The sequence below is a fragment of the Pseudomonas sp. Larv2_ips genome, from assembly GCF_963879675.1.
Taxonomy (GTDB): Bacteria; Pseudomonadota; Gammaproteobacteria; order Pseudomonadales; family Pseudomonadaceae; genus Aquipseudomonas.
Map to the genome: position 1 here is coordinate 375,558 of NZ_CAWOAW010000014.1, position 11,528 is coordinate 387,085.

Annotated in this window: 12 protein-coding genes; 6 read left to right on the top strand and 6 right to left on the bottom strand. The window is 61.9% G+C overall.

Going from position 1 to position 11,528, the window contains the following annotated elements:
* Positions 1 to 22: 22 nt before the first annotated feature.
* The gene (locus AACV02_RS08100) at positions 23 to 2,407 is read right to left on the bottom strand and encodes a TonB-dependent receptor (RefSeq protein WP_119738795.1); all 2,385 of its coding nucleotides are present in this window, start codon (positions 2,405 to 2,407) and stop codon (positions 23 to 25) included.
* A 197-nt stretch (positions 2,408 to 2,604) separates the two neighbouring features.
* On the opposite strand from AACV02_RS08100, the gene AACV02_RS08105 reads away from it, so the two are divergent.
* Entirely contained in the window at positions 2,605 to 3,315 is a 711-nt protein-coding gene (locus AACV02_RS08105) for a response regulator (RefSeq protein ID WP_119738797.1), read from the top strand.
* On the top strand, positions 3,312 to 4,733 hold the full coding sequence (locus AACV02_RS08110) for an ATP-binding protein (protein ID WP_119738799.1): 1,422 nt from the start codon (positions 3,312 to 3,314) through the stop codon (positions 4,731 to 4,733). Before AACV02_RS08105 ends, AACV02_RS08110 begins: the two co-directional genes overlap by 4 nt.
* A gap of 126 nt (positions 4,734 to 4,859) precedes the next feature.
* Here AACV02_RS08110 and AACV02_RS08115 read toward each other — a convergent pair whose 3' ends face one another.
* From AACV02_RS08115 to AACV02_RS08130, 4 genes are read right to left on the bottom strand one after another with little or no spacing between them, the layout of a single operon-like run.
* Positions 4,860 to 5,075 (bottom strand): SEC-C metal-binding domain-containing protein, encoded by a 216-nt coding sequence (locus tag AACV02_RS08115; protein WP_119738801.1) that lies wholly within the window; start codon positions 5,073 to 5,075, stop codon positions 4,860 to 4,862.
* Positions 5,072 to 5,554: an LEA type 2 family protein gene (locus AACV02_RS08120; RefSeq protein ID WP_106577128.1), complete on the bottom strand. Its 483-nt coding sequence runs from the start codon at positions 5,552 to 5,554 to the stop codon at positions 5,072 to 5,074. The genes AACV02_RS08115 and AACV02_RS08120 overlap by 4 nt, the downstream gene beginning before the upstream one ends.
* A 21-nt stretch (positions 5,555 to 5,575) precedes the next feature.
* Complete coding sequence (locus tag AACV02_RS08125) at positions 5,576 to 6,046, bottom strand: YchJ family protein (RefSeq protein ID WP_106577127.1); 471 nt, start codon at positions 6,044 to 6,046, stop codon at positions 5,576 to 5,578.
* A gap of 2 nt (positions 6,047 to 6,048) precedes the next feature.
* Positions 6,049 to 6,546 (bottom strand): DUF6231 family protein, encoded by a 498-nt coding sequence (locus AACV02_RS08130; protein WP_106577126.1) that lies wholly within the window; start codon positions 6,544 to 6,546, stop codon positions 6,049 to 6,051.
* Positions 6,547 to 6,736: 190 nt separating this feature from the next.
* Between AACV02_RS08130 and AACV02_RS08135 the strand changes: the two genes are divergently transcribed.
* The 3 genes from AACV02_RS08135 to AACV02_RS08145 all read left to right on the top strand — a co-directional run bounded on the left by AACV02_RS08135 (position 6,737) and on the right by AACV02_RS08145 (position 8,634).
* Entirely contained in the window at positions 6,737 to 7,432 is a 696-nt protein-coding gene (locus AACV02_RS08135) for an OmpA family protein (RefSeq protein WP_119738803.1), read from the top strand.
* Between the two features lie 160 nt (positions 7,433 to 7,592).
* Positions 7,593 to 7,883, top strand: coding sequence for a DUF1145 domain-containing protein (locus AACV02_RS08140; protein ID WP_106577124.1), 291 nt, complete (start codon positions 7,593 to 7,595; stop codon positions 7,881 to 7,883).
* The gene (locus AACV02_RS08145; RefSeq protein ID WP_106577123.1) at positions 7,876 to 8,634 is read left to right on the top strand and encodes a hypothetical protein; all 759 of its coding nucleotides are present in this window, start codon (positions 7,876 to 7,878) and stop codon (positions 8,632 to 8,634) included. Before AACV02_RS08140 ends, AACV02_RS08145 begins: the two co-directional genes overlap by 8 nt.
* A 102-nt stretch (positions 8,635 to 8,736) precedes the next feature.
* Here the strand turns inward: AACV02_RS08145 and AACV02_RS08150 are convergent, their stop codons facing one another.
* Positions 8,737 to 9,201, bottom strand: a complete 465-nt coding sequence (locus tag AACV02_RS08150) for a CopD family protein (RefSeq protein ID WP_119738805.1) — start codon at positions 9,199 to 9,201, stop codon at positions 8,737 to 8,739.
* Between the two features lie 99 nt (positions 9,202 to 9,300).
* Between AACV02_RS08150 and dinG the strand changes: the two genes are divergently transcribed.
* The gene (dinG, locus tag AACV02_RS08155; RefSeq protein ID WP_119738807.1) at positions 9,301 to 11,445 is read left to right on the top strand and encodes an ATP-dependent DNA helicase DinG; all 2,145 of its coding nucleotides are present in this window, start codon (positions 9,301 to 9,303) and stop codon (positions 11,443 to 11,445) included.
* Positions 11,446 to 11,528: the final 83 nt, after the last annotated feature.

The following is an 11,528-nucleotide window of genomic DNA, read 5'->3' on the forward strand; positions in this document are numbered from 1 at the left end:
CAGGACTCCTGGTGAGGGAAAATCAGAATTCATAATCGACACTGGCGGTGAGGGTGCGGCCTGCACCTGGGATGCCGTAGAGCTGGAAGCCGTCGAGGGATGCGCCGACCTGGCTGTAATAAAACGTGTTGAACACGTTGTTGAGGTTGAGGTTGACCGTGGTGTCCTTGTTGACCTTGTATTGCGCCGCCACGTTACTCAGCCAGTAACCGGGGGCTTTTTCGTGGTCGCGGGTGTAGATCGCATCGACGCCGGACGGGCCATTGGCGTAGCTGCTGTTGTTGTTCAAACCGCCGACATACTTGTTGTCGCTGTAGCGACGACGGCCCACGTATTGCTCGCCGTAGCTGAGGCTCAGGGCGTCGGTGACGGCGTAGGTGGTCCACAGGTTGGCGGTCAGGTCGGGGACGTTCTTGGCTTGCGCGCCCTTGTTGATGCCTTTGGTCTGCGTGCTTTTGAGCGCCGAAAAGCCGGTGTAGGCGGTCCAGCGCGGGGTGATGTTGCCTTGCAGGCCGAGTTCGACGCCGTCCACGCGTTTGGCGGGCAGGGCGCGCACCGGGGCGGATTCGCCGTCCTGATATTCCCAGGCGTTGTCCAGTTCGGTGCGGAAGATCGCCGCCGTAACATTGAGCCGGTCGTGGGCAATGTCCCACTTGGTGCCCATCTCGTAGGTTTTCGACTTGGCCGGGCTGTAGTTGCTGGTGGTGGACGCGCCGTAGATCTGGTTGTTGGTGGACGCGCCCAGCGCCGACGGCTGCGCCGCTTCGCTGTAGGACACGTAGATGCTGGCGTTGGGCAACGGCTTGTACACCGCGCCGACGCGCCCGCTGACCGCACCGTCGGTGCTGCTGATGGTGGCCTGGCCGCGCTGTGTGGTTTGCGCGCGCCAGTTGTCGTAGCGCAGCGAGCCGAGCACTTGCCAGTGTTCGTTGAGGGTGACGGTGTCGCCCAGGTAAATGCCGGCGTTGTCGATCACCGAGCGCGGGTCGCCTTCGCCTTTGGTCACGTAAGTGCTGGCGAAGCTGTGGCTGGGGTCGTTCATGTTGAAGAACATGTCGCCGGCCGGCACTTCAGCGTTACGTTTCAGGCCGCCGTAGGTCTCGTGATAGAACTCCAGGCCGCTGACCACCGCGTGTTGCAGGCTGGCAGTGTTGAACGTGAAGCTGAAGTCGGTTTGGTTATCCAGGATGGTGTAGCGCTTGGACAGCCCGAAATCGCTGCCACGCAGAATGCCGTAGCCGGTGTTGCTGTTGTTCACGTAGTCGGTGTAGGCATTTACCGTGCTGCCCGGCACTTGGCTGAGCGGGCCTACACCCGTGTAGCCCAACGTCGCACAGCGCGTGCCGGTACAGGTTTTTTTGCCATTGGCGTCGGCGGCGAAAAAACGCGCCGGGGACAGCACCGCGAAGTTATCGCTGCGCTCCCAACGCGTCTGGTTGCGCAGGTTGGCTTCGTTCCAGTCAACGTCATGTTCGAAGCGTGCGGTCAGCGCGGTGGTTTCGTTTTGCTGCGTATACAGGCTCGAATCGCCGTACCCGTTGGAACGTTTCACACCCGGCATGCGATGGCCGTCGGTGCCACGCTGGATCGGCACGCCGCCGTCCGGGGTGTTGGTGTCCTTCTGATAGAAGGTGTCGACGAAGAACCGCGTGTCGGTGCCCAGGCCGAAGCCGAACGAGGTGGCAATGCCCCAGCGGTCGTAGTCCACGTCGTCGCGGTCGGCCACCTGGTTGTAGTGCTTCATCAGGTTGATGCGTACGGCGCTGGTGTCGGTCAACTGCTTGTTGATGTCGGCAGTGAGGCGCCGGTAGCTGTCGGTGCCTATCCCGGCGGAGACTTTGTTGGCGTCACCCAGGTGCGCTTCCTTACTCACCAGGTTGACGCTGCCGCCCACCGCCGAAACCCCGGACTCAATGGAACCGGTGCCCTTGAACACTTCGGCCTGTTGCAGGTTGAAGGTGTCGGTGCGCGTGGACATGCCGGCGTCGCGCACGCCGTCGACGGTCAGGCTTTGCTCGGACGAAAAGCCGCGAATCGAAAACAGATCGCCCCAGCCCAGGTTGCCCTCGCCGGACATGAAGGTGATGCCCGGCACGTTGCGCAACACTTCCTGCAGGGTTTGCGCGTTCTGCTCTTTAAGCACTTGCTGCGGCACGATGGTCACGCTTTGTGGCGCGTCGAGCAGCGGCTGGCTGATTTTTGCCGAGGTCACCCGGTCGACTTTGAAGGCGGACGTGGTTTCTTCGCCGTCGATCTTGATTTGCGGCAGGCTCACCACCGAATCGTCAGGCGCGGCGGTGGGCGCATCGGCCCAGGCCGTTGGCGCGACGCTGCCGGCAGCAAGAAAGCCGAACATCGGTGCCAGAGTGGTATGCAGCGTGTGACGGTGCGGGGTGGGCAGTGACATGGGCAGTGATCCGAGTCTAAATTACAATTACTCTCATTTAGGTTCGGTAGTCTAAAGAGCGATTCCGCCTGCCATACCCCGGCTTTGTATCGCTGATGCGTGATTATGGTTTCCCACAACATTCCATTACATTTGCGCGTACCACTGGCTGAGCTTTCGGCTATCTCCTGCGTTTTGAGTTTTCGGATTGACTGCCCATGGCAAAGCTTGACCACCTGTTGATCGTTGATGACGACCCGCAAATCCGCCAACTGCTCTGCGACTACCTGAGTGACGCGGGCTTTCAGGTGTCTACCGCCGCCGACGGCAAGGAAATGCGCCGCCGTCTGGCGCTGAATGTGATCGACCTGATCGTGCTCGACCTGATGCTGCCCGGCGAAGACGGCCTGAGCCTGTGCCGCGAGCTACGGGTCAGCTCCAACACGCCGGTGGTGATGCTCACAGCCAAGGGCTCGTTGATCGACCGCATCGTCGGCCTGGAAATCGGCGCCGACGACTACCTGCCCAAACCCTTCGACCCGCGTGAATTGCTGGTGCGCATCAAGGTGGTGTTACGCCGGGTACAGAGTTTTCCGGACCGTGCGCGCCTGGATGAGGCGCCGAGCATTCGGTTCGCCGGCTGGCAACTCGACACACGGGCGCGACAGCTGCTCAGCCCCGAAGGCGTGGTGGTCAGCCTCGGCAATTCGGATTACCGCGTGTTGCGCCTGTTGTTGCAGCACCCCAATCGCCCGTTGAGCCGCGACTTTCTGCTCAACCATGTGTTCGACAAGGACAGCACGCCGTTCGACCGCTCCATTGACGTGTGCGTCAGCCGCCTGCGCTCGCAGCTGCCGGCGGGGCTGATCAAGACCGTGCGCAACGAGGGTTACATGCTCACCGCCGATGACGTGGTGCTGGGGTCGTGAGACTGCTGCCGCGTTCGCTGTTCGGGCGCCTGGTGCTGATTCTGGTCAGCGGCATGCTCGCGGCCCAGGCGCTGACCAGCAGCATCTGGTACGACCGGCGTCATGGTCAGGTGCTGGAAATCCCCGCACGGCTGATCGCCACGCGTTTGGCGGATGTGGTGCGCCTGATGCACAGCGACCCGCAGCAGGCCCACCAGTTGATCCAGCTGCTTGATACGCCGCACTTTCGGCTGACCTTGAGCGACCAGGCCAGCAGCACGCCCAGCACGCTCACCGACAGCGACCGGCCCACCGAGCGCCTGATCAAGCAGGTGTTGGCGCAAAAAACCGGCTACGCGCAAACCCTGAGCCTTTTACGCCTGTCGCTGGTCGATGGCGAAGGGCAGACCGCCGGGCTTTCAACCTTGCTCAGCTCAAGGCCGGTGGTCGGGCAGTTTCTGATCGACCTGCGCCTGCCCGATGGGCGCTGGTTGCGCGTGGACGCCAGTGAAGAGCAGGGCTGGACCAGTACCTCACCGCTGGACCTGTTGTTCGATTACGTGATGCGCATCTATTTGCTGCGAGTGCTGGTGCTGGTGGTCATCGCCCTGGTGGCGGTGCGCCTGGCCATCCGCCCGCTGAATGCCCTGGCCAAGGCCGCCGAGGCGCTGGGTCGGGACATCCAGCGCCCACCGTTACCGGTGGATGGCCCGACTGAAGTGCGCCGCGCCGCCCAGGCGTTTAATGCGATGCAGCAACGGCTGATCGCCAATATCGCCGAGCGCACGCGCTTTCTCGCGGCAATTTCCCACGACCTGCGCTCGCCGATCACACGCCTGCGCCTGCGCACGGAAATGCTCGAAGACACGCGCACCCAGGAGCGCTTTCGCAGCGACCTGGAAGAAATGGAACACATGGTGGCCAGCACCCTGGACTTTGTCAGCAGCGGTGAGATCAACGAGACGCGACAGAACATCGACATCAATGCCTTGCTGCAAAGCCTGCAGGCGGACCTGGAAGACGTGGGCGAAAGCGTGACCATCGTGGGCCGCGCCAAGCAACCGTTGCCGGGGTATGCGCGCAGTCTCAAACGCTGTGTGCAGAACTTGCTGGAAAACGCGGTGCGTTATGGCAGCGAGGTGGTGGTGCGGGTTGAGGATCAGGCGGACAGCTTGCAGATTGTCATCAGTGACCGCGGACCGGGGATTCCCCAGGAACAGCTGGAGCAGGTGATGGAGCCGTTTTACCGGGTGGAAGGTTCACGCAATGCCGAAACCGGCGGGTATGGGTTGGGGTTGAGTATTGCGCATACGATTGCGCGGGCGCATGAGGGGCGGTTGAGTTTGAGTAACCGGGAGGGCGGGGGCCTGGAGGTGGTGCTGCTGTTGTGGCGAGCGGGCTTCCCCCGCGCTGGGGTGCGGAGCAGCCCCAAAACCTGACATTGCGCTTTGTTGAGGAAACGCGTTGATCTTATTGGGGCTGCTGCGCAGCCCAACGCGGGGCAAGCCCGCTCGCCACAGCAAGCCAGCTTGCCACAGCGAGCCGGCTCCTGCGGGGTCAGGGCATCAGGCCCCGTGGCACTTCTTGAATTTCTTCTCGCTGCCGCATGGGCAAGGATCGTTGCGGCCGACGTCTTTCAGGGCGTTGCGCACCGGCTCCTGGTGAGCGTGGCCGCAGTTCGGGCCGTGGACATGGCCGTGGTCGTGATCATGATGATCATGGTGATCGTGATCGTGATCGTGGTTGCAGTCAGGACCATGGACATGGGGTTGCTGAGTCATCGATGTCGCTCCGGAATAAAATCGCCGGGGATTATCTCGCCATTGTGGTTCACCTGCACGTCATTACCGATGAATAATCCGGTTTTCAGCTCGCCTTCCAGGCGATAGGGCACGGGTTTGCTCGGGTTTTTAAGCATCTGTACCACATCGCGTATCTGCGGCCAGAGGTTGGTCCGCACCTTCACCCGGAAAAAAGCATGGCCGCGCGGTGGTACGGTCAGCCATTCGTTGGACTCGCCTTCGGTCAGCACGAAATCGCCCAGGCTGACTTTGTAGATCAGGCCGCGCACCGTGAGGTCGGCGTCGTCGCGGTTATCCACGCGAAAGTACAGCTTGAAGCGCTGCTCGAGCAATTTGGCGCGCACCACTTCAACCTTCACCAGGGAGACATGAGGCGGGGGCGAGCTGTCCTCGAACCAGGACGCGCACCCGGTGAGGCCCAGGGTCAACGCCAGCATCAAGCTGTACATCCGAAGCATGGCGTTTTCCCTGTCAGTTGATTAGAGGTAGCTGGAGCAGCACTTCTTGAATTTCTGCCCACTGCCGCACAAACATACATCATTGCGCCCGGCCTTCACCTCCACTGTCGGGTCGATGAAGTACCAGCGCCCCTCATTCTGTACGAAAGAGGACTGTTCACGGTGGCTGTGTTCTCCGGTGCTGTCGTGCCAGCGAGCAGTGAACGTCACGAACGCATGCTCCGGCTGGCCGCCAAACACTTCGGAGCTTTCCACTTCCAGGCCCAGCCAGGTGCTCTGGGCACTCCAGGCGCCGATGGCGGCGCGGTCCAGTCCGGCTTGTTGCGCAGGCAAAGTAGTGGCTACCAGGTAGTCCACCAACCCCAGCACGTAGGCGCTATAGCGCGAACGCATCAATGCGCTGGCACAGGGCGCCGGGTGACCGGCGTGATAATGGCCGCAGCACGCATCCAGCAGATTGCCGCTGCCGCATGGGCAAATGGATGTACTCATGGTTACCACCAATACTTTCCGAAGTTTTCCGGGTTGGCCCAGAAGCGGGCGTTGAGCCAGTCCGGCACCTGTTTATAGTCAAGCAGATCATAGGTAAACAGCGTCAAAACCTGATCATCACGCTGGAAACGCTCGCCGGCCTGCAGCGCCAGGGAGAAGAAATCGGTTTCCTTCCAGCCGCAGGCGTTCAGGTCTGCCAGCACCGCAATGCGACTGGCATTGAGGTTGCGAATGCCGCCGAGCAGCGTCAGGCCTTGCGGTTTTGACAGGTGCTCCAGGCAATCGACCACCAGCGCCAGGTCAAAACGCTGCGCCGCAAGTTCTGCCGGTAACGGCCCGGGCGCCGCGATCGCCACTTGGGTGTCCGGGTGCTCGGCCTGAAAGGCATCCAGCGCCGGGAACTGGCTGGCACCCAACAACAACAGGCGTTTGGGCTGGTGCAAATCCAGCAAGGCGGCCAGGGCTTGCTGTGGCGTACGGGAAGAAATACCAGCGATCATCAGAGATCCTCACATCAGGACCCTAGAGACTAGCGCGGCTGAGCGTGCGGGCCTAGAGCGGGCGGCGTGCAAAAGTCCTGCATAGAGGGCGATCTCCAATAAATACGGGGGTGCGGCGCAGTGGCGCAGATGAAAAGAGCGGTCTTTACTCCACCCGTCGGCCCCCGCCGATCCCCTCAGGAGAAATCAGATGAGCATCATGCGGACAGCTCTACCCTTGGTTCTGCTAACCGGAGTATTGACAGGTTGCGCAGGTTTGCAAAAAACCGATTGGCCCACCTGTGCAGCCGTCGGTGGTGTGACCGGCGCAGCGATTGGCGCCACTGAAAGTTCGGCGTACGCAGGTTATGGCGCGCTGCTGATCGGCGGCATGGCTGGCGCCTATTGCTGGGTGCACGGTGATGGCGACGAAGATGGCGATGGCGTGCCGGACAGCCGCGACAAGTGCCCGGGCACGCCTAAGGGCGTGCAGGTTGATGTCAATGGCTGCCCACCTGTAGCGGTGGCGGCCGTGGTGGAAGAGGTGGTCGTGGTCAAGGAAGAAACCATCGTGATCCGCGATGTGCACTTTGAGTTCGACTCGGCCAGGCTGACGGCGGCGGACAAAACCAAGCTCGACACCATCGCCACGCGCCTCAAACGCGAAGCCCCGAGCGCCCAGCTACGGGTCAGCGGGCATACCGACAGCGTCGGCAAAGACGCCTACAACCAGAAACTCTCGGAAAAACGCGCGCACTCGGTAACCGATTACCTGGTGAGTGCGGGCGTGCCGCGCAGCAACTTTGTATCGGTGGTGGGCGCGGGCGAAAGTCAGCCGGTGGCCGATAACAAAACCGCTGACGGTCGAGCCTTGAACCGTCGTGTGGAAATCAAAATCAACCGCTGACGGCCCTTGCCCCTGTGGGAACCCCAGGGGCATTGCTGGCGATCCTCGCCGAAACCGCAGGCAAACCGTGCCTTTATCAAGTTTTTTCATCCTTCACTGGCAAATCGCCTGCAGAAGTCGGTACTGTGCGCCCAAAGAATAATAGGCAGGGGCATGCAGGATGAAGGTGTTTTGGGGGCTGGGAAAGTTTCTGACGTTGCTGTTCTGGGTTGTGGTGGTGGTCAATTTATTCCGGCCGCTCGCCAATCCGTTTCACCTGTTGGTCAGTCTGGCCGGCAGTCTGTTGTTGCTGACTCATCTATTGGAATTGCTGTTGTTCAACAGCAGCCTGAAACACCGTGCCCACCCCTGGCGTGACCGCCTGCAGATTCTGCTGGTGGGGATGTTCCATGTGCGGGGCCTGTCGGCGCCTGCCGTTATTGAAACAAACAAGGAGGCCAATCATGCGTAAGGTTTTTCTGTTGGCCCTGTTGGTCAGCCCCATTGCCCTGGCGCAGAGCGTCAGTGTTGAAACCAACTCGCTGATGCGCCTGCCCAGCAGCACCAACGTTTTGCAGCTCGAACGCCTGGATGTGGCGGATTACGGCACGTTGTTGATTCCGGCGACCATCAGCCAAGTGACGGTGGATGAGCTGCATTTGGGCCGAGAAGCCCGTATCGCTATCGCCCCCGGCAATACCGCGCTGCAGTTGCAGGTGCGTAACGCGCAACTGGAACATGGCAGCCAGATCACCTCGCGCGGTGCTCCCGGTACCCACGAACGAGCTGCCAAGTCGGGGCGTGACTTGGTCCTGCGCATCAACGCGCTGACCGCCGATGAACTGTCGGTGGACGCCCGTGGCGGCGCCGGCGCCCAAGGGTATGCCGGCCTGGATGGCGCCAATGGCGTGGACCCGGGCTGCACCTGGGGTTCAGCCGGGCGCGGCGCCAATGGCGACAATGGCGGCGATGGCCTGCCAGGCGCAGCGGGCGCGACCGTACGCGTGGAGCTGCCGCAGAGCTTCCCGGCCGAGCAGATCAAGGTCTGGGTGGATGGCGGTGCGGGCGGTTTGGCCGGCACGGCCGGTAAGCCGGGCAAAGGCGGGCAATCCAAGGGCTGTCTGGTGTACCGCGCCGATGGTGGCCAGAAGGGCCGGCCAGGGCTGGAAGGGCAACCGGGGCCGGCTGGGCCTGCGGGCGCTGTGACTATTCAGCGGCTTTGAGTCGATTGTTCTGACGCCTTCGCGAGCAAGCCCGCTCTCACATTGACATGCATTCCAAATGTGGGAGCGGGCTTGCTCGCGAAGGGGCCATGAAGGCCAGCCTCAGAACATCGGCCGCGCCGAAGCAATCGCCACCACCACCAACCCGATAATCAGGTTAATCCCCACCAGCTTGCGAATCTGCCCCAGCGCAGCCGCACCTGCAGGCCAATCCTCAGCCGCCACCGCCGTGCGCAGTTCCGGGAACTTCAATGCCTGGATACGGATGAACAGCGCGGTCATCACTAGATACAAGCCCATCATCACCTGCACATAGCGCGGTGCGGTCTCAAACCCACTGAAGCGCAGTTGCAACAGACCGATGCCGCTGATCGGCAAAACCAGCACCGCCACCCAGACCCATACGAAAAAACGTTGAAACACATTCGCCCACAGCTTGAGCCGGGCAGGGCCCTCAAGTGCCGCCATGGCGGCGGGGCGCAGGATCATCCAGGCGAAAAACATACCGCCGACCCACACCAGGGCGGCCAATACATGCAGGGTGTAAGCGAGGCTAAACGCGGTCATTGTGGTACTCCGTTCTGCGCGGGATTAATTAGCGGGGTATGATAGCGGCCGATCCGAACCACTGAAAATTTATCCAGCGTTTTTTGCGCCCGACTATCCATGATCAGCACTGAACTCAAAACCACGATCCAGGGCGCCTATTCGCGTTTTCTCGAAGCCAAGAGCTTGAAACCCCGCTACGGCCAACGCCTGATGATCGCCGAAGTGGCCAAAGTCCTCGGGGATATCGACACCGACGACGAAGGTCGGCGCAGTGGCGACCCCGCGGTCGTGGCCGTCGAGGCCGGCACCGGTACCGGCAAGACCGTGGCCTATAGCCTGGCCGCAATCCCTACCGCCAAGGCCGCCGGCAAGCGCCTGGTGATTGCCACCGCCACCGTCGCCCTGCAAGAGCAGATCGTCTACAAAGACCTGCCCGACTTGATGCGCAACAGCGGCCTGAATTTCACCTTCGCCCTGGCCAAGGGCCGTGGCCGCTACATGTGCCTGTCCAAGCTCGACGTATTGCTGCAGGAAGGTCACGCCCAGACCGCCACGGCATCGCTGTTCGAAGAGGAAGGCTTCAAGATCGAGGTTGATGAAGTCAGCCAGAAGCTGTTTACCAGCATGATCGAGAAACTTGCCGGCAACAAATGGGACGGCGACCGTGACAGCTGGCCCACCGCCCTGGAAGACGCCGACTGGGCGCGCCTGACCACCGACCACAGCCAATGCACCAACCGGCATTGCCCCAACTTCGGACAGTGCGCCTTCTATAAGGCCCGCGAGGGCATGGGCAAGGTCGACGTGATTGTCACCAACCACGACATGGTCCTGGCTGACCTGGCCCTGGGCGGCGGCGCTGTGTTGCCGGACCCGCGCGACACTCTTTACGTATTCGACGAAGGGCACCACTTGCCCGATAAGGCCATCGGCCATTTCGCCCACTACACCCGTTTGCGTTCCACCGCCGACTGGCTCGAAACCACCGCCAAGAACCTGACCAAATTGCTCGCCCAGCACCCGTTGCCCGGCGATCTGGGCAAACTGATCGAGCAGGTGCCGGAGCTGGCGCGCGAGATCAAGACCCAGCAGCAATTCATGTTCAGCGCCTGCGAGCAGGTCGCCGACTTCAAACCCGGCGAAGACGTCGAAGGCCGCGAACGGCCGCGTCACCGGTTTGTCGGCGGATTGATCCCCGAGCACATGCGTGAAATGGGTATCGAGCTGAAGAAAGGCTTCTCACGGCTGACCGACCTGTTCACCCGCCTGACCGACCTGCTCAAGGAAGGCATGGATGGCGAGGTCAACATCGGTATCGCCAGCAACCAGGCCGAGGAATGGTACCCCCTGTTCGGCAGCCTGCTGTCGCGCGCCCAGGGCAATTGGGAGCTGTGGACCGCCTTTACCGTCGAAGACCCGGAAGACAACCCGCCCATGGCGCGCTGGCTGACCTTGTCCGAAAGCGGTGCGCTGTTTGATATCGAGGTCAACGCCAGCCCGATCCTGGCCGCCGAAATGCTGCGCCGCAACCTGTGGAATGTGGCCTACGGCTGCCTGGTGACCTCGGCCACGCTGACCGCCCTGGGCACTTTCGACCGCTTCCGCATGCGTGCCGGCCTGCCGAAAAAGGCCGTCACCGCCGTGGTGCCGAGCCCGTTTCACCATGCCGATGCCGGCGTGCTGCGAGTGCCGGACCTCAAGGCCGACCCGCGCGACGCGGCCGCGCACACGGCCGCGATCATCCGCGACTTGCCGGACCTGGTGGAAGGTTCACGCGGCACCCTGGTGCTGTTTTCCTCGCGTAAACAGATGCAGGACGTGTTCGACGGCCTCGACCGCGACTGGCGCAAGCAGGTGTTCATCCAGGGCAACCTGTCCAAACAGGAAACCCTGAACAAGCACAAAGCGCGTGTTGATGGCGGTGATTCCAGCGTGTTGTTCGGCCTGGCCAGTTTCGCCGAAGGCGTGGACTTGCCCGGCGCCTACTGTGAGCACGTGGTGATCGCCAAGATCCCGTTCTCGGTACCGGATGACCCGGTCGAGGCGGCCTTGGCCGAATGGATCGAGGCCCGTGGCGGTAACCCGTTCATGGAAATCTCGGTGCCGGATGCTTCCTTGAAGCTGGTCCAGGCCTGCGGGCGCTTGCTGCGTACCGAGGAAGACCGAGGCACCATCACCTTGCTCGACCGCCGTTTGGTCACGCAGCGCTATGGCAAGGCTATCCTCAATGCTTTGCCGCCCTTCAGGCGCGAAATTTCTTAAGCCACTGTGGGCGAATTCGCCCACTTCGTGGTCTATCTCACTGCCAACGCTTTATGTCATCAGGCCATTCACCGGCCGTTTGG

Bases quoted from the DNA above. Each gene is read 5' to 3' on its own strand.
- AACV02_RS08105 (WP_119738797.1), top strand. From the start codon at position 2,605: ATGGCAAAGCTTGACCACCTGTTGATCGTTGATGACGACCCGCAAATC.
- AACV02_RS08120 (WP_106577128.1), bottom strand. From the start codon at position 5,554: ATGCTTCGGATGTACAGCTTGATGCTGGCGTTGACCCTGGGCCTCACC.
- AACV02_RS08125 (WP_106577127.1), bottom strand. From the start codon at position 6,046: ATGAGTACATCCATTTGCCCATGCGGCAGCGGCAATCTGCTGGATGCG.
- AACV02_RS08100 (WP_119738795.1), bottom strand. From the start codon at position 2,407: ATGTCACTGCCCACCCCGCACCGTCACACGCTGCATACCACTCTGGCA.
- AACV02_RS08135 (WP_119738803.1), top strand. From the start codon at position 6,737: ATGAGCATCATGCGGACAGCTCTACCCTTGGTTCTGCTAACCGGAGTA.
- AACV02_RS08140 (WP_106577124.1), top strand. From the start codon at position 7,593: ATGAAGGTGTTTTGGGGGCTGGGAAAGTTTCTGACGTTGCTGTTCTGG.
- AACV02_RS08150 (WP_119738805.1), bottom strand. From the start codon at position 9,201: ATGACCGCGTTTAGCCTCGCTTACACCCTGCATGTATTGGCCGCCCTG.
- AACV02_RS08130 (WP_106577126.1), bottom strand. From the start codon at position 6,546: ATGATCGCTGGTATTTCTTCCCGTACGCCACAGCAAGCCCTGGCCGCC.
- AACV02_RS08115 (WP_119738801.1), bottom strand. From the start codon at position 5,075: ATGACTCAGCAACCCCATGTCCATGGTCCTGACTGCAACCACGATCAC.
- AACV02_RS08145 (WP_106577123.1), top strand. From the start codon at position 7,876: ATGCGTAAGGTTTTTCTGTTGGCCCTGTTGGTCAGCCCCATTGCCCTG.
- dinG (WP_119738807.1), top strand. From the start codon at position 9,301: ATGATCAGCACTGAACTCAAAACCACGATCCAGGGCGCCTATTCGCGT.